A 26522-nucleotide genomic window follows, 5' to 3' on the forward strand; every position below is an offset into this window, starting at 1 on the left:
GGTTATAACGTGGGGCGCTGGCTGGCCCGCAGTCTGATGCAGGAATGTGGTCTGGCGAGTCGCCAACCCGGCAAGCCTCGTTACCGTGGTGAACGGGAGGCGTCACTGGCATCGCCAGACTTACTGAAAAGGCAGTTTAAGCCGTCGGAGCCCAATCGTGTGTGGAGTGGAGATATCAGCTATATCAAAGTCAATGGTGGCTGGTGCTACCTGGCACTGGTGATTGACCTTTACTCCCGTCGGATAGTGGGCAGCGCCATATCGTCATCCCCGGATGCCGAGCTAGTGTGTCGAGCCCTGCGTAATGCACTGGAGACGCGACCAAGGGAAAAGAGGCTGCTGTTTCATTCGGATCAGGGAGGGCAGTACAGGAGTAAGAAATACAGGCAGTTACTGTGGAGGAACGGAGTGATGCAGAGTATGAGCCGCAGGGGTAACTGCCTGGATAACTCACCAATGGAAAGAGTGTTCCGAAGCCTGAAAAGTGAATGGCTGCCTGTAGGGGGTTATATGGATATCCATCATGCGGTACGAGATATCGGTGAATGGATACAAAGTTATTACAACACAGTACGCCCCCATCGGCACAATGGTGGATTACCGCCCTGTGAATACGAAGAGCAGTGGAAAAAGGCTACGAAGGTGTCCTGATTTTGTGATCCACTACAATGGACAGGGTGCCAAGCCACGGCAGGATATCTTTATTGAAAATACGATCAATCTGGGACAGCGTACTCTGCCGCCCTTTTTTGAGCGTCAGGGCACGAAAGGCGCTCCAGTTCAAAAAGACATGATTAAAAGTATGCGTCGCCCTTTCATTATTTGACTGGCGATCTTTCCGGCGCTGGATACGCGGGTCGATGCCTTTGGCAACCAGTGAACGAGCATCATCACGGAGCTGACGGGCTTCTTTGAGGCTGATTTCAGGATAGGTGCCAAAGGAGATACGGCATCGAACACCCAGCCAGGTAAAACGAAAATGCCAGTTCTTATAACCTTCAGGTGCAACATGCAACGACAGACCATCAGTGTCGCTTAAGGTGTAGGATTTTTTGTTGGGTTTAGCTTTGCGGACAGCGGTATCGGATAAAGCCACGGTATTGACCTCCCATCGTTAATGACAGGGGGAGGTTACGTTTCTTCTCCAGGGGCTCCCAGCATAAAACCGCACTACCTGCGCTCCGCTTTTATGTACCGAAATATGTACCGAAAAGTCGTGGCTTGAGGCGGTTTTTATTGGAACTGGGTGACACATCCCACAGTAACTTAATCAGCACAATCAATAAGTTGTAGTGCTTGGTGGTTCACTATGGAAGAAAACTTGGAGCGGGAAACGAGACTCGAACTCGCGACCCCGACCTTGGCAAGGTCGTGCTCTACCAACTGAGCTATTCCCGCATTGAGATGCTTTTGCATCCGGCCAACCAATAACAGCGTGGCCTTTGAAATTTTTGGAGCGGGAAACGAGACTCGAACTCGCGACCCCGACCTTGGCAAGGTCGTGCTCTACCAACTGAGCTATTCCCGCGTCGCATGGGTACTACTTTTACTGCTTTTTATTCATCATGCTGCATCAGCAACATTGTTGAATTTGGAGCGGGAAACGAGACTCGAACTCGCGACCCCGACCTTGGCAAGGTCGTGCTCTACCAACTGAGCTATTCCCGCCCGGCGTATCGATGGCTGAATGTGAATAAATTCTTCATCGGTACGGGGTGCGCATTATACGAGAAATCCTTTTTGCCGCAAGCCCCTGAAAGCAAAAAAACGGGAATTTTATTTGATTGCTGCTTTAAACGGCAACATGGCGAATTAAGCGCCAGAAAGGCGCTCAAAGACCCTACCCGCCGTTTAAAGCTGAATGAAATGCTCGCGGTAATACGCCAATTCCGCTACCGATTCACGGATATCGTCCAGCGCCTGATGCGTCCCTTGCTTTTTGAAACCCGGCAGAATTTCCGGCTTCCAGCGGCGAGCCAACTCTTTTAACGTGCTGACATCGAGGTAACGATAATGGAAGTATGCCTCCAACAGCGGCATATAACGGAACAGGAAGCGGCGATCCTGACCAACGCTGTTACCACAAATTGGCGACTTGCCCGCTGGCACCCATTCCTGCAAGAACGCAATGGTCGCCAACTCAGCGGCACGATCGTCAAACTGGCTGGCTTTGACGCGGGCCACCAGCCCACTGCCAGTATGCGTACGCACGTTCCAGTCATCCATCAGCGCAAGCTGTTCGTCGGTTTGATGCACCGCGATCACCGGCCCTTCAGCAAGGATATTCAGATTGGCGTCAGTCACCAAAGTCGCGATCTCAATAATACGATCACGTTCAGGATCCAACCCGGTCATTTCCAGATCGATCCAAATCAGGTTATTTTCGTTTCCTGTCATGATATTTCCTGCGTAAAAAGCCGAAAGATAAACCAGGCGCGGGCCAGCCCACGGCCAGTGGCGGCTAACAACGGTTATTTAATATAAAATAGCGTGTATCATAGCCTTTTTGCTCTTTCCAAGCGACATGACCCTATGGATTTCAAGTTGCAGCTAGGCGGCAAGCGTAAGAATCCCCAGGAGCTTACTTTGGTAAGTGACTGAGGTGAGTACGTGAAGCCAACAACGCTGCGGCTTGAAAGACGACGGGTATAAAAGCCGATTCAAGTGAGGCACAGTGAGTAAGAACAAACTGTCCAAAGGTCAACAACGCCGCGTGCAGGCGAACCATCAGCGCCGCCTTAAGCGCACTGACAATAAACCGGAGCTGGATGATTCCCAACTGGGCGAACCGCAGGACGGGATCGTTATCAGCCGCTTCGGTATGCATGCCGACGTTGAAGCAGCGGACGGCACCCTGCATCGCTGCAATATCCGCCGAACTCTGCGTTCGCTGGTAACCGGGGATCGCGTGGTATGGCGCCCCGGCATCGGTGCTCATGCAGGGGTCAAAGGGATCGTTGAAGCGGTACATGAGCGCACTTCGGTGCTGACCCGCCCGGATTTCTACGACGGCGTGAAACCGATCGCCGCCAACATCAATCAGATCGTCATCGTATCGGCGATCTTGCCCGAACTTTCACTCAATATGATCGATCGCTATCTGGTGGCCTGTGAAACGCTGGAAGTCGAGCCGTTGATCGTGCTCAACAAGATCGATCTGTTGGACGCCACCGCCCGCCAGCGGGTGGATGGCATGATGGACATCTACCGCCGCATTGGTTATCGCGTGCTGGAAGTTTCCAGCCAGACTCGTGAAGGGATGGCCGCCTTCGAGCAGGAGCTGGCAGATCGCATCAGTATCTTTGCCGGGCAGTCGGGCGTGGGGAAATCCAGCCTGTTAAATGCCCTGTTACCTGCGACAGAAAAGCAAATTCTGGTAAATGAGGTTTCCGACGTTTCTGGCCTCGGGCAACATACCACCACCGCGGCACGGCTTTATCACTTCCAGCATGGCGGCGACGTGATCGACTCCCCTGGCGTGCGTGAATTTGGTCTTTGGCATCTGGAGCCGGAACAAATCACCCGTGCCTATGTCGAATTTCGTGACTATCTGGGGGGCTGCAAGTTCCGTGACTGCCGCCACGATACCGATCCCGGCTGTGCCATTCGTGCCGCGGTGGAAAGTGGTGCAATCGCCAGAGAACGTTTCGACAATTACCACCGTATTCTGGAAAGTATGGCGCAGGTAAAAGTCCGCAAAAACTTCCCGGAAGCGGACAGCTAAACCCATATAGACCTAACGTAATGCAAGTAGCTGCCAACGGTGCAGCTGCTTGAAAAAGCCAGGAAATCCCTATTCAAGAGGTTAAACGTGCTGGATCGCATCAAAATTAAACTACAGTATTGGCTGCCGAAACTGGCATTGACCCGTCTCGCTGGCTGGGGGGCAGAAAAAAACGCCGGTTGGTTGACCCAACTGGTGATCAAGGCTTTCGCCCGCTACTACCGCGTGAATATGCAGGAAGCACAAAACCCGGATCTCGCCTCTTACGCAACGTTCAACGAATTCTTTGTGCGCCCACTGCGCGAAGGTGCTCGCCCGATCGTCGCTGAACCCCACGTGCTGGTTTTACCTGCCGACGGAGCTATCAGCCAGCTCGGCCCCATTCAGGACGATCAGATTTTCCAGGCCAAAGGCCATCATTACAGCCTGGAAGCGCTGCTGGCAGGTAACTACCTGTTAGCAGAACCATTCCGCAATGGTCTGTTCGCCACCACCTATCTGGCTCCGAGCGACTACCATCGTGTTCATATGCCGTGCGATGGCGTACTGCGCGAAATGATCTATGTTCCTGGCGATCTGTTCTCGGTAAACCCGCTGACTGCCGCCAATGTGCCGAACCTGTTTGCGCGTAATGAGCGCGTTATTTGCCTGTTCGATACCGCTGTGGGCCCAATGGTGCAGATTCTGGTTGGTGCCACCATTGTTGGCAGCATCGAAACCGTCTGGGCTGGCACCGTCACACCGCCGCGCGAAGGCATTATCAAACGCTGGACCTATCCGGCGGCTGGCCTGGAAGGGGCTATCTCTCTGGCAAAAGGTGATGAAATGGGCCGTTTCAAACTTGGCTCTACGGTGATCAACCTGTTCACGCCAGGCAGCGTCCACCTCGCCCCACACTTGCACAATGGTGTCGTCACCCGCATGGGTACGGCTTTTGCTGAAATCGCCGCCGCGCCAGACGCTGCCGCACCGTAAGTGTGAAGGAATTAACGCTGTGCGCCTGATTATCCCGTTATTGCTCAGTTTATTACTGATTCAACCGGCCTTGGCCGCCACCATCCCCAATGAATCACAACTCCGCCAGGAGCTGAAACAGGCTGAGAGCAACAAAAACGCCCCCAATCAGGCGGAAACGGTTGAGGCGCTGCAAAGCGCCCTTAACTGGCTCGCTGAACGTAAACAGTCGAAGGGCAATGCCGATCAGTACCAGAAGGTCATTGACGATTTCCCGAAAATGACTCAGGAACTGCGCCGTCAGTTAACCCTTGAAGAAACCAAGGTTCTGCCGAATGGCGACAACCTGCCAGCCAGCGAGCTGGAACAGTTGATCCTGCAAACCAGCAGTCAACTGCTGGAACAGGCTCGCCTGCTGCAACAAGAGCAGGAGCGTTCGCGCGAAATCAGCGACTCTCTGAGTCAGTTACCGCAACAGCAGACCGAAGCCCGGCGCGCATTGACAGAAATACAGCGCCGCCTGCAGGCTCAGGGCAATAACCAGAACTCACCGTTGACGCTGGCACAGTTGGCGCTGCTGCAGGCCGAGGCGGCGGCCCGCAAAGCCAAGGTGGATGAGCTGGATCTGGCACAACTTTCAGCCAATAACCGTCAGGAACTGGCGCGGATGCGCGCCGAAGTGTACAAAAAGCGCCACGAAAAGATCGATACTCAGTTACAGATGCTGCGTAACAACCTGAACAGCCAGCGCCAGCGCGAAGCTGAACGGGCGTTAGAGAAAACCGAGCAGTTGGCGGAGCAGAATGGCGATCTGCCCAAAAGCATCAATCAGCAACTGCAGATCAACCGCGAACTTTCGACTGCCCTGAACCATCAGGCGCAGCAAATGGATCTGATCTCCTCTCAGCAACGTTTGGCGGCAGCGCAAACCCTGCAAGTGCGTCAGGCACTGAGCACCATTATCGAACAGGCCCAATGGTTGGGCACCTCTTCCGCGTTAGGGGAAACCCTGCGGGCACAGGTCGCAACGCTGCCAGAAATGCCCAAGCCACAGCAACTGGACAACGTCATGGCCGAGTTGCGCGTGCAGCGCCTGCGCTTTGAAAGCCAACTGGAAAAGTTGTCACAGCAGGCCAAAGAGCTTAAACAGGACGATGGTTCCCCACTGACCAACGCCCAGCAGCGTATCGTTGATGCACAGATACGCACCCAACGCGATCTGCTTAACTCACTGCTTTCTGGCTGTGATACCCAAATCCTCGAGTTGACCAAGCTGAAGGTCGCCAATACTCAGTTGGTCGATGCGCTGAATGAAATCCGCGACGCCGCCCACCGTTACTTATTCTGGGTGCCAGATGTCACCCCGGTAACGCTAGCCTATCCGCTAAACGTCGCCCAAGATCTGACGCGTATGCTTTCGCTGGATACCCTGACGCAGCTCAGCGGTGCCTTCATGATGATGGTCACCAGCCGGGAAACTCTGATCCCGATTTTCGGTGCACTGCTGCTGGTGATTTTCAGCATCAGTTCGCGCAAGCATTATCATGCCTTTTTAGCCAGGGCCAGTGGCCGGGTGGGCAAAGTCACGCAAGATGAATTTTCACTGACGATGCGCACCGTGTTCTGGTCCATTCTGGTCGCGCTCCCCCTACCGGTTCTGTGGGCCGCTTTAGGCTTTGGCCTGCAAAACGCCTGGCCATATCCGGTGGCTGTGGCGATCGGCGACGGCGTCACCGCCACACTGCCAGTGCTGTGGATCTGCATGATCAGCGCCGCCTTTGCCCATCCGCAGGGGCTGTTCATTGTGCATTTCCGCTGGCCTGCGCAACAGGTTTCCCGCGCCATGCGTTATTACAAAATGTCGATCTGGCTGATCGTGCCGCTGATTATGGCGCTGATCACCTTCGATAATCTTGACGATCGCGAGTTCTCCAATACGCTTGGTCGCCTGTGTTTCATCCTGTTATGCCTGGCATTGAGTCTGGTGACCAACAGCCTGAAACGCGCCGGTATCCCGCTGTATCTGGACAAAAACGGTTCCGGCGAGAACATGATCAATACCGCGCTATGGGGCCTGTTGCAGTCTGCACCGCTGGTTGCCGCACTGGCTTCTACCGTGGGTTACCTGACAACCTCACAGAAATTGCTGGCCCGGTTAGAAACTTCGGTCGCCATCTGGTTCCTGTTGCTGGTGGTGTACCATATTATCCGCCGCTGGATGCTGATTCAGCGGCGGCGCATTGCCTTTGACCGCGCCAAACAGCGCCGCGCAGATATCCTGGCGCAGCGCGCCAAAGGTGAAGAAGAAACTTCGCATACGCCAAACAGCACCGAAGGATCGGTAGAGATGGATGATACCGAGATCGATCTCGATGTGATCAGCGCGCAATCACTGCGGCTGGTGCGTTCGATCCTGACAATGATCGCACTGGTTTCGGTGATCTTCCTGTGGTCCGAGATCCATTCCGCCTTCGGTTTCCTGGAAAACATTACGCTATGGGGTGTCACCTCAACGGTTAACGGGGTCGATATCGCCCAGCCGATCACCATGGGCGCATTATTGATCGCCATTCTGGTGTTGATCGTCACCATGCAGTTGGTGCGTAACCTGCCCGCGCTGTTGGAGCTGGCGGTGTTGCAGCATTTGGATCTGACGCCGGGTACCGGTTATGCCATCACCACCATTACCAAATATCTGTTGCTGCTGTTTGGGGCGATCCTCAGTTTCTCGTGGATCGGCATTGAGTGGTCGAAACTGCAGTGGGTGGTGACCGCGCTCAGCGTGGGCTTAGGTTTTGGGATGCAGGAGATCTTCTCCAACTTTATCTCTGGCCTGATCATTCTGTTTGAGAAACCGATCCGCATCGGTGATACGGTGACGATCCGCAATCTCACCGGCAGCGTTACCAAGATCAATACCCGGGCAACGACAATCTCAGACTGGGATCGCAAAGAGATCATCGTGCCTAACAAAGCGTTTATCACCGAGCAATTTATCAACTGGTCTCTGTCAGACACGCTGACCCGTGTGGTTCTCACCGTACCCGCTCCGGCAGAAGCCAACAGCGAAGAAGTGACCCGGATCCTGATGAACGCGGCAGAACGCTGCGCCCTGGTGTTGGATAATCCGGTGCCAGAAGCCTATCTGGTCGATCTGCAACAAGGTATTCAGATCTTCGAACTGCGGATCTACGCCGCCGAAATGGGCCACCGCATGCCGCTGCGCCATGAGATCCACCAATTGATTCTGGCCGGTTACCGCGAGCATGGCATTACACTGCCGTACCCACCGTTCCAGGTACGCACCGAAACCCTGTCACGCATGACCAGCAATAGCCGCACACCGCCTTCCACCACCGCGCCAAACCATCGTCGCGAGCCGGGCGGATTATAAATGCAAAAGGGTTTGGCCAATGCCAAACCCTTTTCTGTCTTGCGTAACGCTTAAGCGCGATCAACCGGGAACGCGATCACTTCACTCAGACTCTCCGCCGCCAACGCCAACATCACTAAACGATCAACCCCCAGTGCCACGCCTGCGCACTCTGGCATGCCGTGCTGCAACGCATCCAGCAGGTTGTTGTCGATCGGGTGCTGCGGCAAACCGCGCACTGCGCGTTTGCGATTATCCTGCTCAAAACGCTGACGCTGCTCGCTGCCATCGGTCAATTCACGGAAGCCATTCGCCAGCTCAAGACCTTTGAAATAGACCTCAAAACGCTCAGCCACACGGTGATCTTCCGTGCTGATCTCTGCCAGTGAAGCCTGGGAAGCTGGGAAGTGGTAAACGAATGCTGGCTTGTCTCGGCCAATATGCGGCTCTACACCCACAGTAAACAACAGTTGCAGCAGGGTATCGCGATCTTCTTCGGTGTCGGCGATATTGCTCAGATCGAGCTTGGCCGCCGCTTCACGCAGCTGCGGTTTTTCTGCAGACAGCGGATCGATATCCAAGTGGCGCAAAAATGCCTGCTGATAGGACAGCGTTTCCGCACTCTCGCAGTCCAACACCTGCTGGAGCAGATCGTCCACCTCATTCATCAAACGATACATATCGTAATGTGGCCGATACCATTCCAACATGGAAAACTCAGGGTTATGGTGCCGCCCAGCTTCCTCATTACGGAAGCTACGGCCCAACTGATAAATCGGGCCACTGCCAGCCGCCAGCAGGCGCTTCATGTGATATTCCGGGCTGGTCATCATGTACAGCGTCACACCCTCTGCTGCCCCAGGGCCAACAAAACGCGTCTGAAACGGGAACAGATGAATATCGGTTACCGTTGCCTGGCTCATCGTTGGTGTTTCCACTTCAAGGACGCCACGATCGGCAAAAAAGCGCCGGATCTCAGCCAGGAGCGCTGCGCGCTTCAACAAATTGGCGATGGGTGCGCTTGGTTGCCAGCTTGCCGTTTCGCTCATGCTAATTACTCCGAAATCAAACAGGGGGTGCAGTCTACCCGCAGACTGCTATGCAAACAAATTCTTCGCCGCTGCACATATAAAAAGCCTAGTCACCCTATAAACCACCGCTAATCAGGTGAATTAGAGTCAAAGGACTGCCAACCTGTTATTTTTACAGGAATGCCTGTCGCCCAGCAGTTAAAAGGCAAAACAATCGATCACATCAAATTTCTACTACTTAACTTTAGGTATAGTGATAACCCTATATTTGCCAAGAGTTATCTATCCTTAATGTTCAGTCAAACGACCTGCTCAATAAATTGTCATCCGAGAGCTTTATAAATATTAAGTATAGATATTTTCATTTTGTCGTTTTAACAAGACTACTGGAGGAATGCAGTGCAAACCTTTAACGCCGACCTCGCCATTATTGGCGCTGGGGGAGCAGGTTTACGGGCGGCAATCGCCGCAGCGGAAGCCAATCCCCAACTCAAAATCGCGCTAATCTCGAAAGTTTACCCGATGCGCAGCCACACGGTCGCTGCCGAAGGAGGCTCCGCCGCCGTTACCCAGGCTCACGACAGTTACGACTATCACTTCCAAGACACCGTTGCTGGTGGTGACTGGCTTTGTGAGCAGGATGTGGTCGATCACTTCGTCCACAGTTGCCCACGTGAAATGACCCAGCTTGAACAGTGGGGCTGCCCATGGAGCCGCAAGCCAGATGGTTCCGTCAACGTGCGCCGCTTTGGTGGTATGAAGATCGAACGTACCTGGTTTGCCGCCGATAAAACCGGCTTCCATATGTTGCATACCCTGTTCCAGACCTCACTCAAATACCCGCAAATTCAACGTTTTGATGAGCATTTCGTTCTGGATATTCTGGTGGATGACGGCCAGGCGCGCGGCCTGATCGCCATGAACATGATGGAAGGCACCCGCGTGCAGATCCGCGCTAACGCGGTGATTATGGCAACCGGCGGGGCTGGCCGCGTTTACCGTTATAACACCAACGGTGGCATTGTGACCGGTGACGGCATGGGAATGGCGTTCCACCACGGTGTGCCGCTGCGTGATATGGAGTTTGTACAGTATCACCCCACTGGCCTGCCGGGTTCGGGCATCCTGATGACCGAAGGCTGCCGTGGTGAAGGCGGCATTCTGGTCAACAAAGACGGTTATCGTTACCTGCAGGATTACGGCATGGGCCCGGAAACCCCGCTGGGCGAGCCAAAGAACAAATATATGGAACTGGGCCCGCGCGACAAAGTCTCACAGGCTTTCTGGCACGAATGGCGCGCTGGCCGCACTATTCCAACACCGCGCGGTGATGTGGTGTATCTGGATCTGCGCCATCTGGGCGAGAAGAAGCTGCTGGAACGCCTGCCGTTTATTTGCGAACTGGCCAAAGCCTATGTGGGCGTTGATCCGGTCAAAGAGCCGATCCCAGTGCGCCCAACCGCACACTACACCATGGGCGGTATTGAAACCGATCAACACTGTGAAACCCGGATTAAGGGGCTGTTCGCGGTGGGTGAATGCTCCTCGGTTGGCCTGCACGGCGCAAACCGTCTGGGCTCCAACTCGCTGGCAGAACTGGTGGTGTTTGGCCGCGTAGCCGGTGAGCACGCCGCACGCCGCGCGCTGGAAAGTGGCCCGGCCAACGGTAGCGCGCTCGACGCGCAAGGCCGTGACGTGGAAGCCCGTCTCAGCAACCTGATGAAACAGGAAGGCAACGAGAACTGGGCGAAGATCCGCGACGAAATGGGCCTGTCGATGGAGGAAGGCTGTGGTATCTACCGCACGCCAGAACTGATGCAGAAAACCATCGATAAACTGGCAGAACTGAAAGAGCGCTTCAAGCGCGTCAAAATCACCGACAACTCCAACGTGTTCAACACCGATCTGCTGTATACCATTGAACTGGGTTATGGCTTGGACGTTGCCGAATGTATGGCGCACTCCGCCCTCAACCGTAAAGAATCACGCGGTGCGCACCAACGCTTAGACGAAGGCTGTACCGAGCGCGACGACGTGAACTTCCTGAAACATACGCTGGCGTTCCACAACCCGCAGGGAGCGCCTCGCCTGGAGTATAGCGACGTGAAAATCACCAAGCTGCCACCGGCCAAACGTGTTTACGGCGCAGAAGCCGATGCACAGGAGAAAAAGGATAAGGAGCAGGCGAATGGCTGAGATGAAAAACCTGAAAATCGAAGTGATGCGCTACAACCCGGAACGCGATGCTGAGCCGTATTTCGAGACTTACAGCGTGCCTTACGATGAGCAGACTTCGCTGCTGGATGCGTTGGGTTATATCAAAGATAACCTGGCACCGGACCTGTCCTACCGCTGGTCATGCCGTATGGCTATTTGCGGCTCGTGCGGCATGATGGTTAACAGCGTGCCGAAGCTGGCCTGTAAAACCTTCCTGCGTGAATATACCGGTGGCATGAAGGTCGAAGCGCTGGGCAACTTCCCGATCGAACGCGATCTGGTGGTCGATATGACCCACTTTATCGAGAGCCTGGAGGCGATTAAGCCTTACATTATCGGCAACGATCGTAAGCCGGAAGACGGCCCGAACGTGCAGACCCCGGCGCAGATGGCGAAATACCATCAGTTCTCCGGCTGTATCAACTGTGGCCTGTGCTACGCCGCTTGCCCGCAGTTTGGCCTCAACCCGGAGTTTATCGGCCCGGCTGCCATCACGCTGGCGCACCGTTACAACCTGGATAACCGCGATCACGGCAAGAAAGAACGCATGCCGCAACTCAACGGCCAGAACGGTGTCTGGACCTGTACGTTTGTTGGCTACTGCTCTGAAGTCTGCCCGAAACACGTCGACCCAGCCGCTGCGATCCAGCAGGGCAAGGTAGAAAGTGCCAAGGACTTCATGATCGCAATGCTGAAACCGCAATAAGGGAGAGGAGACAGCAATGACAACACAACGTAAGCCTTATGTGCGTACCATGACACCAACCTGGTGGCAGAAGCTCGGTTTTTACCGTTTCTATATGCTGCGCGAGGGCACATCGGTACCTGCCACCTGGTTCAGCATCGTACTGATTTATGGCGTTTTTGCGCTGAAAGGCGGCCCTGAAAGCTGGGCCGGGTTTGTCGGTTTCCTGCAAAACCCGCTGGTGCTGCTGATTAACATCATCACTCTGCTGGCCGCCGCGCTGCATACCAAAACCTGGTTCGATCTGGCGCCTAAAGCCGCCAATATTGTGGTAAACAGCGAAAAACTGGGGCCGGAGCCGATCGTTAAGGCACTGTGGGCCGTGACGATTGCCGTCACGGTGATCATTCTCGCCATCGCCTTAATCTAATCCGGAGGAAACATGATAAATCAAACACCTAAACGTTCTGATGAGCCGGTTTTCTGGGGGTTATTTGGTGCTGGCGGCATGTGGGGGGCGATCGTTGCTCCTGCTATCGTGCTGCTGGTCGGCATTATGCTGCCCCTTGGCCTGTTCCCCGGTGAAGCATTAGGCTATGAGCGCGTACTGGCATTCTGCCAAAGCTGGATTGGCCGCCTGTTCCTGCTGTTGATGATCATTCTGCCGCTGTGGTGCGGGCTGCACCGTATCCACCATGCTATGCATGATCTGAAAATCCATGTGCCTGCTGGCAAATGGGTATTCTATGGCTTGGCGGCGATCCTGAGCGTCGTGGCACTCATCGGCGTCGTCACCCTGTAATCCCCCGGCGGCCAGCCTCCGTTGGCCGCCATTCCCTGCCGTATGCTATAAACTGTTTATCTTCTACTGATAAACAGGTGTTACCTATGCGTTTTTGGTCAAAACTGGGGGTGATGTTATCTGCCCTGATCTCCGTTGCCTGTAGCGTCACCCCGCCAAAAGATGTCAAGGTGGTGGATAACTTTGACAGCCAGCGCTATCTCGGCACCTGGTATGAAATCGCCCGCTTGGAACATCGCTTTGAACGCGGCCTGGAACAGGTGACGGCCAATTACAGCCCGCGTGCAGACGGCGGCCTGAAAGTGGTTAACCGGGGGTTTAATACGCAGAAACAGCAGTGGCAAGAGAGCGAGGGCAAAGCCTACTTTATTAGTTCACCGCAGGTTGCCTCGCTGAAGGTGTCGTTTTTCGGCCCGTTCTATGGCGGCTATAACGTGATCGATCTGGATCCTGAATACCGCTACGCACTGGTTGCTGGCCCGAACCGCGACTACCTGTGGATCCTGTCACGCACACCAACGCTCGACGCCGCCACGCGTGACAAGTTAGTGCGAATCGCCAAAGGCTACGGCTTTAACACCTCAGCCTTGGTCTGGGTGAAACAACAACCCGCTCAGTGACTGCTGAATTTCAGCCCTAAAATACCGGCGACGATCAAACACAAGCTGAGAATACGCATGATATTGGTCGATTCGCCAAGCAGCACCATGCCCATTACCGCTGCCCCAACCGCCCCGATTCCGGTCCAGACCGCGTAAGCGGTGCCAGCGGGCAGCGTTTTCATCGCATTAGCCAGCAGTATCATACTGACGACCATCGCGGCAATGGTGATTACGCTAGGAGTCAGACGGGTAAAACCATGGGTATATTTCAGGCCAATCGCCCACACAACTTCAAGCAAGCCAGCAAAAATCAAAATGATCCACGCCATGAAACAGGCTCCAGAACCGATGGGGTCGTCCCCGAGCAACAGATGCGCAGGTGGGTCGTCCCGCCTGGCTGAGTGAAAATCTAACATCGCGCCGAAAAGCGACGCTTGCCCTTGAGGGCTGAAGGGTAAATCGGTAAGAAAGCAGAGAAGCCACGCAGACCGTGGCTTCTCTAAACAGAAATTATTTTACGCGAGAAACATATTCGCCAGAGCGGGTGTCAACTTTGATCACTTCGCCAATCTGCACGAACAATGGCACTTTAACCACGGCACCAGTGCTCAGGGTTGCTGGCTTGCCGCCAGTACCTGCGGTATCGCCTTTCAGACCTGGATCGGTATCAGTAATTTCCGCTTCGATGAAGTTTGGTGGCTGAACCGCGATCGGGCGACCATCCCACAGGGTAACGATACATTCCGCATTATCCTGCAGCCATTTTGCCACATCAGATACGGTTTTTTCTTCAACCTGATGCTGTTCAAAAGTCTCAGGATGCATGAAGTGGAAGAACTCACCGTCGTTGTACAGATAGTTCATGTTGGTATCTACAACGTCTGCGCCTTCACAGGAATCCGTCGATTTAAAGGTCTTCTCAACGCGGGTGCCAGTCAGCAGGCGACGCATTTTCACACGAGCAAAAGCCTGACCTTTACCCGGTTTAACGAACTCGCTGGATTCGACGGCGTAAGGTTCGCCCTCGAACATGATTTTAAGACCCGGACGGAAATCGTTGCTAGAATAAGTCGCCATAATGGCCCTCTGAATATTTAAACTGGTAGCTTAGCCAAAAAAATGGCACACATTGTAACCCAAAACACTGCGGATAGAGAAGATTGGTTGCATCAACTCGCCGATGTTATTACCGATCCCGATGAATTACTGCATCTTTTATCACTGAATACGCACCCGGAACTCTTGCAGGGGCGCGATGCCCGCCGCCTGTTTGCCCTACGGGTGCCGCGTGCCTTCGCCGCACGCATGCAGCCCGGCGATGCCAATGATCCGCTGTTGCTGCAGGTGTTAACCGCCCGCGAAGAGTTTATCACGGCCCCGGGATTCACCACCGATCCGCTGGATGAACAGCGCAGCGTAGTGCCGGGCCTGCTGCATAAGTATCGCAACCGCGCCCTGCTGTTGGTGAAAGGGGGTTGTGCGGTCAATTGCCGTTACTGTTTCCGCCGCCATTTCCCTTATCAGGATAACCAGGGCAACAAGGCGAACTGGCGCCAGGCGCTGGAGTATATCCGCCAGCACCCGGAGCTGGATGAAATCATTTTCTCCGGCGGCGATCCGTTGATGGCTAAAGATCACGAACTGGACTGGTTGATCGGTGAACTGGAGGCCATCCCGCACCTGAAACGCCTGCGGATCCATACGCGCCTGCCTGTGGTGATCCCCGCCCGCATCACTGCCGAGCTGTGCCAGCGGCTGTCGGCAACGCGTCTGCAAGTGCTGATGGTAACGCACATCAACCACGCCAACGAAATCGACCAAGAACTGCGCGTAAGTATGGCACAACTGCGCAGTGCTGGCGTTACGCTACTGAATCAGAGCGTGCTACTGCGCGGCATTAATGACCGGGCAGATACGCTGGCTGCGCTGAGCAATGCGCTGTTTGATGCCGGGATCCTGCCCTACTATATTCACGTGCTGGACCGAGTTCAGGGCGCGGCCCACTTTATGGTCAGCGACGATGAAGCCCGCGTGATTATGAAAGAGCTGTTGAGCATGCTTTCCGGTTATCTGGTGCCAAGGTTAACGCGCGAGATTGGCGGGGAATCCAGCAAAACACCGTTGGATCTGCAGCTGAAGCAGATATGATCAAAAAGAGGAATGCCTGAGCACTCCTCTATTTTTTTATATGCCGTGCCAAGCGCCCATTATGGGCACTTATAAACCTGCCCGAACATTTTGCTATCAAGCGGCGCAAAGCTCGACAGCAGACTCTGACTTGGGCTGCTCGCACCGTAAATCACGTTGCCCCCCATCTCCGCAGCTTTGTTGCGCAGATCGTTCGCAGCACCACGCATAGCGCTGCTATCCCCCCCAGACCCCGAGAGCCAGTTGCTCTGCGAGCCCGTCACTTCGCCGACTAACTGGCATTCTGCTGGTGGTTTGGTGTCGGTGAATTTGATTTGCTGACCTGCTGCGGTCAGTTGATTGGAGCTGCTGCAACCTGCCAGCAGCAATGCCGCTGATAGACCCAGTAAGGCTTTAATCCGCATCTTGTTCCCCATATGATGTTGATAATGAACAAAAGCTTATCAGAGGATGGTTATACCCGACTATGGGTATATTCTTTAAACATCCGTTGCCACTCGAGCCTGATCAACATCTTAAGCGACAGCCGATGAGAACCCAGTTTACACGCTAAATCAGCCCAGCTTGCAAAAATATCATCCAATACAGTGCGGCAGTGCTCGCAAAATCAGTGCCTGATAGCGAATAAAACGTTAGACCCACTCGGCTGCCAATGCCTCTTTGCCGGTTACGCGTGGCGGGGATAAGGGCAAACGAGTCTCCAACAGTTGGAATACCGCGACCGCCTGCGCCAGCACTACCGCCTGCTCTTCCACATTGGCCGCCGTTGTCGCCACCTGTTCCACCAGCGCCGCATTCTGCTGCGTCACCTGATCCATCTGGGTAATGGCAACGCCCACCTGCACTACCCCTTTGCTTTGTTCTTCAGAAGCATAGGTGATGTTTTCCATGATGACCGTGGCCTTATCCACTGAGCTGACAATGTCTGCCATGGTATTGCCTGCTTTCTCGACCAGTTGCACGCCTTCGGCAACGTCATTGGAAACGCCCGTCACCAGCGTGCTGATCTCCTTCGCCGACAGCGCACAGCGCTGTGCCAGATTGCGCACTTCCCCCGCCACCACGGCAAAACCCCGCCCCTGTTCACCGGCCCGCGCGGCTTCGACCGCCGCATTCAACGCCAGAATATTGGTCTGAAAAGCGATACTGTCGATCACATTAATGATGTCACCCACTTTCTGCGCGCTATTGCTGATCACGTGCATCTTGTTGACCACGTTGCCCATGATCTCGCCTCCTGCACGGGCAATATTGGCAGTCTGGTTGATCATGCCAGAAGCCTGATGAGCGTTATCGGCATTCTGTTGCACCGTAGCGGTGATCTGCTCCATGCTGGCGGCGGTTTCGGTTAAAGCGCTGGCCTGCTCTTCAGTGCGGCTGGAGAGATCGGTATTGCCCGCTGCGATCTCTTGCGTACCCAGATTGATCGACTCAACACCATCACGCACCTGTTGGACCGTTTCCGTCAGTTCGTGCTGCATTCTCTGCAGGCTGGCAAACAGTTGCCCGATTTCATTGGTATTCTTTACTTCGATCACCTCACGCAGATCGCCACTGCCGATCTTTTGCAGATGCTCGGATATCTGTTGGAGCGGTTGCACCAAGCGCTGGCGAAAACCGCGATGGACCCACAGGAATAACACGCTAATCGCCACCAACGTCCCGGCCAGTAAACGGATAAACAATTTCTGGCTCTGCTGCGCACTGCTCAATGCGGCGCGATGATTGGCTTGGGTAGCTGCCATGTAGTCGGCAAACTGGCTGTCCAGATTTTGCCGTGCCTGGCGTTTCTCTGCAGCTAGCTGGTGTAACTCCCCCAACAACGCGGCTACCGGAGTTGTCTCGAGCAGTGCAATCTCCCGCTTTAACATGGTTTGCTGCCCCAGATAGGCCTTCTTCATCGCCTCACCCAGTTCTGGGTTGCTCAAGGTTAACCCGGGAATCGCCCAGTACAAATCGAAGGCGCGATCGGCTGTGCGCAACTCGTCACGCGCCTCCGTCAACCCCTGTTGGATCTCAGCCTGCCCAGCATTCACCATCAGTTCGAATGCCAGATTGTCGATCAGCGTCTGCGTCTGTAGCAAAGCCTGCCAGCTCCGGTTGAGGGCCGCCTCTTCTTCTGACAACGTTCCCATGGTGCGGATATGTTGACCATTCTGGTTGATAAAGTAGAAAGCGATGGTACTGGTCCCCATCGGCATCAACCCCAAGAGCGCCAGGATCAGTATCAACCAAGTGGCTATTTTCATATTTTTCAGCATTCATCCTCTCCATTAATATCGAGCGCACAAAGCAACCGCCCTTTTATCGGTATTGGTTAATATCGGTCTGGGGGAGCCAGGGTTTATGCCGAACAGAAAATAAACTCTACCCGTCATACTTCAAGTTGCATGTGCGTTGGCTTTCCTCACTGACTAAATGGGGGTTAGTTGGGGGATTTAGGGGATAAAAAAACCCCGGCCATTTCTGGCCGGGGTTTTCAACACACAAAAGTGTGGGGGAGGATTACATCATACCGCCCATGCCACCCATGCCGCCCATACCTGCAGCGCCCATGTCAGCTTTATCTTCTTTCGGCAGATCGGTCACCATGCACTCGGTGGTGATCATCAGGCCAGCCACAGAGGCCGCGTACTGCAGAGCAGAACGGGTCACTTTGGTTGGATCCAGGATACCCATCGCGATCATGTCGCCGTATTCTTCAGAGTAGGCGTTGTAACCGTAGTTGGCATCGCCCGCTTTCACGTTGTTAGCGATAACCGAAGCTTCTTCACCAGCGTTGATCACGATCTGACGCAGTGGTGATTCCATTGCGCGCAGAGCAACTTTGATCCCCACGTTCTGGTCTTCGTTGTCGCCTTTCAGGTTAGCAATCTTACCCGCTACGCGGATCAGTGCTACGCCACCACCGGCAACCACGCCTTCTTCAACCGCAGCACGGGTTGCGTGCAGGGCATCTTCAACGCGAGCTTTCTTCTCTTTCATTTCAACTTCAGTGGCTGCGCCAACTTTGATAACGGCAACGCCGCCAGCCAGTTTAGCTACGCGCTCCTGCAGTTTTTCACGGTCGTAATCAGAAGTCGCTTCTTCGATTTGCTGGCGAATCTGAGTCACACGGCCCTGAATGGTCTTCTCGTCACCCACGCCATCAATGATGATGGTGGTGTCTTTGTTGATCACAACGCGTTTTGCCTGGCCCAAATCTTCCAGAGTGGCTTTTTCCAGTTCCAGACCGATCTCTTCAGAGATCACAGTACCGGCAGTCAGGGTAGCAATATCCTGCAGCATGGCTTTACGACGATCGCCGAAACCAGGTGCTTTAACTGCAGCCACTTTCACGATGCCGCGCATGGTGTTAACCACCAGAGTCGCCAGCGCTTCGCCTTCAACATCTTCAGCGATGATCAGCAGTGGTTTACCGGCTTTAGCAACGGCTTCCAGCACTGGCAGCATTTCACGGATGTTGGATACTTTCTTGTCAGCCAGCAGGATGAACGGGCTTTCCAGTTCGATAGAACCGGTTTCCGGCTTGTTGATGAAGTAAGGAGACAGGTAGCCACGGTCAAACTGCATACCTTCAACTACGTCCAGCTCGTCTTGCAGGCCAGTGCCTTCTTCAACGGTGATAACGCCTTCTTTGCCCACTTTCTCCATCGCTTCTGCAATCAGTTTACCCACGGTTTCGTCGGAGTTTGCAGAGATGGTGCCTACCTGAGCAATAGCTTTGGAATCAGAGCAAGGTACAGACAGTTTTTTCAGTTCTTCTACTGCGGCGATAACGGCTTTATCGATACCGCGCTTCAGATCCATCGGGTTCATACCGGCAGCCACTGCTTTCAGGCCTTCGGTGATGATGGATTGTGCCAATACGGTTGCAGTGGTGGTGCCATCGCCTGCAGCGTCGTTCGCTTTAGAGGCAACTTCTTTCACCATTTGTGCACCCATGTTCTCGAACTTGTCTTCCAGTTCGATTTCACGGGCAACAGATACGCCATCTTTGGTGATGGAAGGAGCGCCGAAAGATTTATCCAGCACTACGTTACGGCCTTTCGGGCCCAGAGTTACTTTTACCGCATCAGCAAGAACATTCACACCGCGGAGCATCTTCACGCGAGCATCATTGCCAAATTTTACGTCTTTAGCTGCCATTGGTATTTCCCTTCAACTCGTTCAGTTCAGAAAGATATAAAGCGTTATTTCGCTTCCACAATTGCCAGAATGTCGCTTTCAGACATGATCAACACTTCTTCATTGTCGATCTTCTCTGCTTTCACGCCGTAACCGTCGTTGAAAATTACGATATCACCGACTTTGACATCCAACGGTTGAACGCTGCCGTTTTCCAGAACACGTCCTTTACCAACAGCTACAACTTCACCACGAGTGGATTTACCCGCTGCAGAGCCCGTCAGAACGATGCCGCCAGCAGATTTTGATTCAACTTCTTTACGCTTGACGATAACGCGGTCATGCAATGGACGAATACTCATTGAACGCTCTCCTGTAAGAAGGTCTCTATCAGATTTAGGGTTGTTCACCGGATTAGACTGCCACCGGCTCCGTGGGATTTGAAATGGGGGCGTTCCATCCCTCTTCAAGGGGTGAGATCAAAAAAATTTTCGTTTTAATAGAAATAGTAGTGACGCAGTTAAATAAATATCCTCCGGCATAGCCGGAGGTTTTTCATATGCGCCTGTAAGGCTCTCTTACCTGCCGCGCCCTAACAGGCGCATGACTACCTCACATTTGCATTACTTCTGTTACTTACTGCCCGTAAACGGGCTACATCAATGTAAGGGCGACTGTAGTTACCATCACATCTTTCTATACACATATCTTCCTTAGCGCATATGACAGTTTCCTTTGTACTTACCCCCCAAGACACTGAATAAGTAACGTGTTGGTACTTCTCTCATTCATCGGGTATGCGCTAAGCCTTTCTCATCAACTATTAGCGGCTTATCTATCTCCAGAGGTGCTTTGTTGCTACCTGACCACAAGCGTTACTGGCCATTAAAAGAGCCGACTCAAAGCTGGAAGCTTTACGGAACCCCCAGCCTAGCTGGGGGTTTTCTGAATACAACAAAACGCGGCCAAGGTGGCCGCGTTGGGGATCCCATCAGTGATCGTTGGGTTTATCGCGGTCGTCCGGTTGATGATCCAGCGTGTGGCGCTCGTCGTCCTTGCGCTGAAACTCACCGTCGAAGGTATTGCCATTGGCAGCATCGCCGCCCTGGCTCCATCTTGCGGGGCGATAAACCGAAAGATGTGGCATCAGCTTCAACGTCAGGGATTTCTGCACTGGCGGTAGCAGCAACAGCAAACCCAGGAAGTCGGTGAAAAACCCCGGCACCAACAACAGGAACCCTGCCAACACCAGAGACACGCTTTTCACCATCTCTGCCGCCGGGCTTTCGCCTGCCGCCAGCTTCTGCTGCAGTTGCATAAAGGTTTTCATGCCCTGATTACGCACCAGCGACACACCAACACAAGAGGTAAACACCACCAGCAACAGGGTCACCGCCACGCCAAGCACGGCAGCCACTTTGATAAATAGAGATATCTCTATGTAAGCCAGTAGAAAGATCAACAATAAAGGTAACCAGCGCACCGGGTTCTCCTATCAGTAGAGTTGGCATACCCACCCGGCGGTGCATACGCGGAAAATGGAGCCTATAACGGGCTATCCCCTGTAGAATGAGGGCTTCTTAGGGTTATTTCAACCTGCCAAATTTTTTATTACTAAAGTCACTAAACGTGAAACAGTTCACAGAACACAAAAGCTATGGTTTTTTGAAACACCAGATAGTGATCTGCGTTCATTCATTTATTACAAAGCAGCATATGATCTGGGTGGCAACAATCGATGCGGTCAATACTTCCGCACTTGACGCTCTCGGCAACATAATTTCGTTATCAAGCATATAATTAATTCGGCAGCAACATAGAGAAGGTTCTCATGTCAAACAACATTCGTATCGAAGAAGACCTGTTAGGAACACGTGAAGTACCTGCAGAAGCCTACTATGGTATTCATACTCTGCGTGCGATTGAAAACTTCTATATCAGCAACAGTAAAATCAGCGACGTTCCTGAATTTGTCCGTGGCATGGTAATGGTAAAAAAAGCAGCGGCCATGGCCAACAAAGAGCTGAAAACCATTCCACGTAAAATCGCCGACACAATTATCCAGGCCTGTGACGAAGTGCTGGATAAAGGCAAATGCATGGACCAATTCCCGGTGGATGTGTTCCAAGGGGGTGCTGGCACCTCACTGAACATGAACACCAACGAAGTGCTGGCTAACATCGGTTTGGAACTGATGGGCCACCAGAAGGGTGAATATCAATACCTGAACCCGAACGATCACCTTAATAAATGCCAGTCTACCAACGATGCCTATCCTACCGGTTTTCGCATCGCGGTCTATGCCTCCAACCAGAAGCTGATCGATGCGATCAACCAACTGCGCGAAGGTTTTGACTGTAAATCCAAAGAGTTCGAAACTATCCTGAAAATGGGCCGCACCCAGTTGCAAGATGCCGTGCCAATGACGCTGGGCCAGGAATTCCGCGCCTTCAGCGTATTGCTGAATGAAGAAACCCGTAACCTGCACCGCACGGCGGAATTGCTGCTGGAAGTCAACCTGGGTGCCACTGCGATCGGTACTGCGCTGAACACCCCGGAAGGCTACCAACAATTGGCGGTACAGAAGCTGGCGGAAGTCAGTAACCTGCCAGTGGTTCCTGCCGAAGACCTGATCGAAGCCACCTCCGACTGCGGTGCTTACGTGATGGTGCATAGTGCACTGAAACGCCTGGCGGTGAAGCTGTCTAAAATCTGTAACGACCTGCGCCTGCTCTCTTCCGGCCCGCGTGCTGGCCTGAATGAAATCAATCTGCCAGAACTGCAGGCTGGTTCCTCCATCATGCCAGCCAAAGTGAACCCCGTTATCCCAGAAGTGGTTAACCAGGTTTGCTTTAAGGTGATCGGCAACGATACTTGCGTTACCATGGCTGCCGAAGCAGGCCAATTGCAGTTGAACGTGATGGAACCCGTCATTGGCCAGGCAATGTTTGAGTCAATCCACATTCTGACCAACGCCTGTTACAACCTGCTGGAGAAATGCGTCAACGGCATCACCGCCAATAAAGAAGTGTGCGAACACTACGTGTTCAACTCTATCGGTATCGTCACTTATCTGAACCCATTCATTGGCCACCATAATGGTGACATTGTTGGCAAGATTTGTGCTGAAACCGGCAAGAGTGTGCGTGAAGTGGTGCTAGAACGTGGGCTACTGACCGAAGCTGAACTGGATGACATTTTCTCTGTCGAGAACCTGATGCATCCGGCCTATAAAGCGAAACGTTATACCGATGAAAATGAACAATAATAGACATATCCGGTAGCCTGAAAGGCACGCTCATCCCATGGATAGCGTGCCTTTTTACTTTCTGGCGTCCACAACTTATTAACTTTTAGTTTTCATAGATCTTCATTTTTAAGGGGTAAACACTATGTTAGTCGTGGAGTTAGTGATCGTTCTGCTGGCCATCTTCCTAGGTGCCAGATTAGGCGGCATCGGGATAGGTTTTGCAGGGGGCCTTGGGGTGCTGGTGCTGGCGATAATTGGCGTCAAACCTGGTAGCATTCCTTTCGATGTTATCTCTATCATTATGGCGGTGATCGCCGCTATCGCCGCGATGCAGGTTGCTGGCGGGATGGATTATCTGGTGCAGCAAACCGAAAAACTGCTGCGCAAGAATCCCAAATACATCACCATTCTGGCACCGATCGTCACTTATTTTCTGACCATCTTTGCCGGTACCGGTAATATCTCCCTCTCTGCGCTGCCAGTGATTGCTGAAGTGGCTAAAGAACAGGGCATCAAACCTTGCCGCCCACTCTCCACCGCCGTGGTTTCTGCACAGATCGCCATTACCGCTTCGCCAATCTCCGCCGCAGTGGTCTACATGTCGTCAGTGATGGAAGGCCACGGCGTAAGCTACCTGCACATGCTGATGGTGGTCATTCCTTCCACCTTCCTGGCGGTGTTACTGATGTCACTGTTGGTCACCCTACTGTTTGATTCCAAGCTGTCTAATGACCCTGTGTATCTGAAACGTTTCGAGGAAGGTCTGGTGACCTTACGTGGTGATCGGGTGATGGAGATCAAACCACGGGCCAAAATGTCGGTCCTGTTGTTCCTGGCTGGCGTTCTGTGCGTAGTGGCTTACGCCATCATCAACAGCCCAAGCATGGGGCTGGTGGCGACACCGTTAATGAACACCACCAACGCTATCCTGATCATCATGCTGAGCGTGGCCACCCTGACCACCATTCTGTGCCATGTTGATACTGATATGGTGCTGAACTCCAGTACCTTTAAAGCCGGGATGAGCGCCTGTATCTGTATCCTGGGTGTTGCCTGGCTGGGTGATACCTTTGTGCAAGCCAACCTCGACTGGATCAAAGGAACGGCAGGTACCGTGATCCAATCACACCCTTGGTTGCTGGCGGTGATCTTCTTCTTCTGCTCGGCACTGTTGTACTCGCAGGCCGCTACCGCCAAGGCGCTGATGCCGATGGCACTGGCGCTGAACGTCACTCCGCTGACCGCCATTGCCTCCTTCGCCGCCGTTTCCGGCCTATTCATCCTGCCAACCTACCCCACGCTGGTCGCGGCAGTACAAATGGATGACACTGGCACGACGCGCATCGGGCGCTTTGTGTTTAACCACCCGTTCTTCATTCCCGGCACGTTGGGCGTGGTGTTCGCGGTCGTGTTCGGTTTCCTGATCGGCAGCGTCGTTCTGTAATTCTCACGCGGGGCTGCGGCCCCGCTTTTCCGGCCTCATTTCCCCATCAGGGGTAAATTCACCTTCAAGCCAATCTGGCTTCGGGGTATAGTGCCCTGCCGATAATCTGGTTGAAAGGGGCCGAAGATGTCTGATTGCGAAGCTATCGTCATACTCTGTACCACACCCGATGAAGCGACCGCGCAAGATCTGGCGGCACGCGTTCTGGGGGAGAAACTGGCAGCCTGTGCTACGTTGCTGCCAGGCGCATCCTCACTGTATTACTGGGAAGGGAAACTGGAACAGGAATATGAAGTGCAGATGCTGTTCAAAAGTGACCGCCAACATCAGCAAGCCCTACTTACCTACCTGAAACAACATCACCCGTATCAAATCCCCGAACTGTTAGTGCTGCCGGTGATGGCTGGAGATAAAGACTACCTGTCATGGATCAACGCCTCATTAAACTGATATTGCTGCTCTGCGGCCTGTTCTTACTACCACAAGCCGTTCAGGCTTCGCTGTTCGGCCAACGTAGCGGCAATCAATTCCTGCCTGTCGATCAGGCATTCGCCTTTGATTTTAAACAACAGGGCAGCCAGTTGAACCTGAACTGGCAGATCCAGCCGGGATACTACCTGTATCGGCAGCAAATCAAACTGATCCCGCAGCAAGCAACGCTCGGCAAATTCGAACTGCCCGCAGGACTGAGCCACAAAGACGAGTTCTTTGGCGAGACCGCGATTTTCAAACAGCAACTTACGCTGAATGTCCCGTTGTTGCAGGCTGACGCCGCTGGCAGCCTGAGCGTGACATATCAGGGCTGTGCCGAAGCCGGTTTCTGTTATCCACCAGAAACCCGCGTGATCCCGCTAAACGCAGTGGCTGCCGCCAGCCCGGCTCCTGTCCCCGCAATACCGGCCACTGTCGAACCTGCCAGCCTACCGTTTTCACCGCTGTGGGCGTTACTACTCGGTATCGGTATCGCTTTTACTCCTTGCGTATTACCCATGTATCCGCTGATCTCCGGCATTATTCTTGGCCTTGAACGGCCACATAGCAGCGGGCGCATTCTGGTGTTGGCAATGGTGTATGTACAGGGGATGGCGCTGACGTATACCTTGCTCGGCCTGGTGGTTGCCGCCGCCGGGTTGCAGTTTCAGGCCGCGCTGCAACACCCTTACGTGCTGATTGGCCTGGCACTGCTGTTTGTCGCCCTGGCTTTCTCTATGTTTGGCTGTTATTCACTGCAACTGCCTTCTTCGCTGCAAACACGGTTGGCAAACTGGAGCAATACCCGGCAAGGTGGATCGCTGACGGGCGTATTCGCCATGGGCGCACTGGCAGGGCTGATCTGCTCCCCCTGCACCACCGCTCCGCTCAGCGCCATCCTGCTGTATATCGCCCAAAGCGGCAATATGTGGGCCGGTGGTGGCACTTTGTACCTGTATGCCTTAGGCATGGGCATCCCACTGGTGCTGGTGACACTGTTCGGTAACCGCCTGTTGCCACGCAGTGGCCCATGGATGCAATACGTCAAAGAGGCTTTTGGCTTTGTGATCCTGGCCTTGCCAGTATTTCTGCTTGAGCGGGTGATCGGTGGTACCTGGGGTTTGCGGTTATGGAGCCTGCTTGGCGTGGCCTTCTTTGGCTGGGCCTTTGTGTTAAGCCTGAAATCCTCACAAGGTTGGGTACGCCTCATGCAGCTAGTGCTACTAGCCGCGCTGACGATCGCTGCCCGTCCATTACAGGACTGGGCATTTGGCGCATCAGCCGTAACACAGCAGGCCAACCAGCCGCACCTGAACTTTACCCGCATCAATAATGTAGAGCAGCTTAATCTGGCACTGCAGCAGGCTCAGGGGAAAACCGTTATGCTGGATCTGTATGCTGATTGGTGTATTGCCTGCAAAGAATTTGAAAAATATACCTTCAGCGATCCGGCAGTCCAGGCACAATTGGCTAATACTTTGTTATTGCAGGCGGATGTAACCGCCAATAACGCCGAGCAGGTCGCCTTACTCAAGCATCTGCAGGTGCTGGGCTTGCCCACCATCCTGTTTTTTAACCAGGCAGGTGCAGAGCTACCCGCTGCCCGCGTGACCGGGTTTATGGATGCATCGGCGTTCAAGGCACATTTGCAGCAAACACTAAACCAGCCGTAATTGCTCGCACAAACGGCGGT

Annotated in this window: 24 protein-coding genes and 3 tRNA genes; 14 read left to right on the plus strand and 13 right to left on the minus strand. The window is 53.7% G+C overall.

Going from position 1 to position 26522, the window contains the following annotated elements; translation table 11 throughout:
* Positions 1-651, plus strand: a 651-nt coding sequence (locus IV04_RS22015; RefSeq protein ID WP_037441476.1) for an IS3 family transposase, incomplete at its 5' end; no start/stop codon positions are given.
* Here the strand turns inward: IV04_RS22015 and IV04_RS22020 are convergent.
* The 5 genes from IV04_RS22020 to orn all read right to left on the minus strand — a co-directional run bounded on the left by IV04_RS22020 (position 635) and on the right by orn (position 2397).
* Positions 635-1096, minus strand: coding sequence for an Arm DNA-binding domain-containing protein (locus tag IV04_RS22020; protein WP_051916941.1), 462 nt, complete (start codon positions 1094-1096; stop codon positions 635-637). The genes IV04_RS22015 and IV04_RS22020 overlap by 17 nt on opposite strands.
* 226 nt (positions 1097-1322) lie before the next feature.
* Positions 1323-1398, minus strand: a tRNA-Gly gene (locus IV04_RS22025).
* Positions 1399-1452: 54 nt separating this feature from the next.
* Positions 1453-1528: transfer RNA gene (locus IV04_RS22030), tRNA-Gly, on the minus strand.
* A 64-nt stretch (positions 1529-1592) separates the two neighbouring features.
* Positions 1593-1668 (minus strand) — tRNA-Gly (locus tag IV04_RS22035).
* 183 nt (positions 1669-1851) lie between these two features.
* Positions 1852-2397, minus strand: coding sequence for an oligoribonuclease (orn, locus tag IV04_RS22040; protein WP_037403616.1), 546 nt, complete (start codon positions 2395-2397; stop codon positions 1852-1854).
* A 277-nt stretch (positions 2398-2674) separates the two neighbouring features.
* Between orn and rsgA the strand changes: the two genes are divergently transcribed.
* The 3 genes from rsgA (at position 2675) to mscM (ending at position 8072) form a co-directional block, all read left to right on the plus strand.
* Positions 2675-3724, plus strand: coding sequence for a small ribosomal subunit biogenesis GTPase RsgA (gene rsgA, locus IV04_RS22045; protein ID WP_037403615.1), 1050 nt, complete (start codon positions 2675-2677; stop codon positions 3722-3724).
* Between the two features lie 87 nt (positions 3725-3811).
* Positions 3812-4699: an archaetidylserine decarboxylase gene (gene asd, locus IV04_RS22050; RefSeq protein WP_037403614.1), complete on the plus strand. Its 888-nt coding sequence runs from the start codon at positions 3812-3814 to the stop codon at positions 4697-4699.
* A 19-nt stretch (positions 4700-4718) separates the two neighbouring features.
* The gene (mscM, locus tag IV04_RS22055; RefSeq protein ID WP_037403613.1) at positions 4719-8072 is read left to right on the plus strand and encodes a miniconductance mechanosensitive channel MscM; all 3354 of its coding nucleotides are present in this window, start codon (positions 4719-4721) and stop codon (positions 8070-8072) included.
* A 50-nt stretch (positions 8073-8122) separates the two neighbouring features.
* Here the strand turns inward: mscM and epmA are convergent, their stop codons facing one another.
* Positions 8123-9100 (minus strand): elongation factor P--(R)-beta-lysine ligase, encoded by a 978-nt coding sequence (epmA, locus tag IV04_RS22060; protein ID WP_037403612.1) that lies wholly within the window; start codon positions 9098-9100, stop codon positions 8123-8125.
* A gap of 381 nt (positions 9101-9481) precedes the next feature.
* Between epmA and frdA the strand changes: the two genes are divergently transcribed.
* The 5 genes from frdA (at position 9482) to blc (ending at position 13406) form a co-directional block, all read left to right on the plus strand.
* Positions 9482-11278, plus strand: coding sequence for a fumarate reductase (quinol) flavoprotein subunit (gene frdA / locus IV04_RS22065; RefSeq protein WP_037403611.1), 1797 nt, complete (start codon positions 9482-9484; stop codon positions 11276-11278).
* Positions 11271-12005 carry a succinate dehydrogenase/fumarate reductase iron-sulfur subunit gene (locus IV04_RS22070; RefSeq protein ID WP_037403610.1) on the plus strand — a complete coding sequence of 245 codons (735 nt, stop codon included), beginning with the start codon at positions 11271-11273 and terminating at the stop codon, positions 12003-12005. The genes frdA and IV04_RS22070 overlap by 8 nt, the downstream gene beginning before the upstream one ends.
* Before the next feature lie 16 nt (positions 12006-12021).
* Positions 12022-12414, plus strand: coding sequence for a fumarate reductase subunit FrdC (frdC, locus tag IV04_RS22075; RefSeq protein ID WP_037403609.1), 393 nt, complete (start codon positions 12022-12024; stop codon positions 12412-12414).
* A gap of 12 nt (positions 12415-12426) precedes the next feature.
* Positions 12427-12786, plus strand: coding sequence for a fumarate reductase subunit FrdD (frdD, locus tag IV04_RS22080; protein ID WP_037403608.1), 360 nt, complete (start codon positions 12427-12429; stop codon positions 12784-12786).
* An 86-nt stretch (positions 12787-12872) separates the two neighbouring features.
* Entirely contained in the window at positions 12873-13406 is a 534-nt protein-coding gene (gene blc / locus IV04_RS22085) for an outer membrane lipoprotein Blc (protein ID WP_037403607.1), read from the plus strand.
* Here blc and sugE read toward each other — a convergent pair.
* Positions 13400-13717 carry a quaternary ammonium compound efflux SMR transporter SugE gene (gene sugE, locus IV04_RS22090; RefSeq protein ID WP_037403606.1) on the minus strand — a complete coding sequence of 106 codons (318 nt, stop codon included), beginning with the start codon at positions 13715-13717 and terminating at the stop codon, positions 13400-13402. The genes blc and sugE overlap by 7 nt on opposite strands.
* Positions 13718-13898: 181 nt before the next feature.
* Entirely contained in the window at positions 13899-14465 is a 567-nt protein-coding gene (gene efp, locus IV04_RS22095; RefSeq protein WP_037403605.1) for an elongation factor P, read from the minus strand.
* Positions 14466-14507: 42 nt separating this feature from the next.
* Between efp and epmB the strand changes: the two genes are divergently transcribed.
* On the plus strand, positions 14508-15536 hold the full coding sequence (epmB, locus tag IV04_RS22100; RefSeq protein ID WP_037403604.1) for an EF-P beta-lysylation protein EpmB: 1029 nt from the start codon (positions 14508-14510) through the stop codon (positions 15534-15536).
* Positions 15537-15595: 59 nt separating this feature from the next.
* Here epmB and IV04_RS22105 read toward each other — a convergent pair whose 3' ends face one another.
* The 5 genes from IV04_RS22105 to IV04_RS22125 form a co-directional block, all read right to left on the minus strand.
* Positions 15596-15940, minus strand: a complete 345-nt coding sequence (locus IV04_RS22105; RefSeq protein ID WP_037403603.1) for a DUF4156 domain-containing protein — start codon at positions 15938-15940, stop codon at positions 15596-15598.
* 228 nt (positions 15941-16168) lie between these two features.
* Complete coding sequence (locus IV04_RS22110) at positions 16169-17797, minus strand: methyl-accepting chemotaxis protein (protein WP_072010953.1); 1629 nt, start codon at positions 17795-17797, stop codon at positions 16169-16171.
* A 244-nt stretch (positions 17798-18041) separates the two neighbouring features.
* A complete protein-coding gene (gene groL / locus IV04_RS22115) occupies positions 18042-19685 on the minus strand; it encodes a chaperonin GroEL (RefSeq protein ID WP_037403602.1) in 1644 nt (547 codons plus the stop codon).
* A gap of 44 nt (positions 19686-19729) precedes the next feature.
* The gene (locus IV04_RS22120; RefSeq protein WP_037403601.1) at positions 19730-20026 is read right to left on the minus strand and encodes a co-chaperone GroES; all 297 of its coding nucleotides are present in this window, start codon (positions 20024-20026) and stop codon (positions 19730-19732) included.
* Positions 20027-20655: 629 nt separating this feature from the next.
* Positions 20656-21147 (minus strand): FxsA family protein, encoded by a 492-nt coding sequence (locus IV04_RS22125; protein WP_037403600.1) that lies wholly within the window; start codon positions 21145-21147, stop codon positions 20656-20658.
* A gap of 348 nt (positions 21148-21495) precedes the next feature.
* On the opposite strand from IV04_RS22125, the gene aspA reads away from it, so the two are divergent.
* The 4 genes from aspA (at position 21496) to IV04_RS22145 (ending at position 26502) form a co-directional block, all read left to right on the plus strand.
* Positions 21496-22932, plus strand: a complete 1437-nt coding sequence (aspA, locus tag IV04_RS22130; RefSeq protein ID WP_037403599.1) for an aspartate ammonia-lyase — start codon at positions 21496-21498, stop codon at positions 22930-22932.
* Positions 22933-23056: 124 nt separating this feature from the next.
* A complete protein-coding gene (locus tag IV04_RS22135; protein WP_037403598.1) occupies positions 23057-24358 on the plus strand; it encodes an anaerobic C4-dicarboxylate transporter in 1302 nt (433 codons plus the stop codon).
* Positions 24359-24484: 126 nt separating this feature from the next.
* Positions 24485-24808, plus strand: a complete 324-nt coding sequence (cutA, locus tag IV04_RS22140; protein ID WP_037403597.1) for a divalent cation tolerance protein CutA — start codon at positions 24485-24487, stop codon at positions 24806-24808.
* Positions 24784-26502 (plus strand): protein-disulfide reductase DsbD, encoded by a 1719-nt coding sequence (locus IV04_RS22145; RefSeq protein ID WP_037403596.1) that lies wholly within the window; start codon positions 24784-24786, stop codon positions 26500-26502. Before cutA ends, IV04_RS22145 begins: the two co-directional genes overlap by 25 nt.
* Positions 26503-26522: the final 20 nt, after the last annotated feature.

It is taken from the genome of Serratia sp. Ag1, assembly GCF_000743355.1.
Taxonomy (GTDB): Bacteria; Pseudomonadota; Gammaproteobacteria; order Enterobacterales; family Enterobacteriaceae; genus Chania.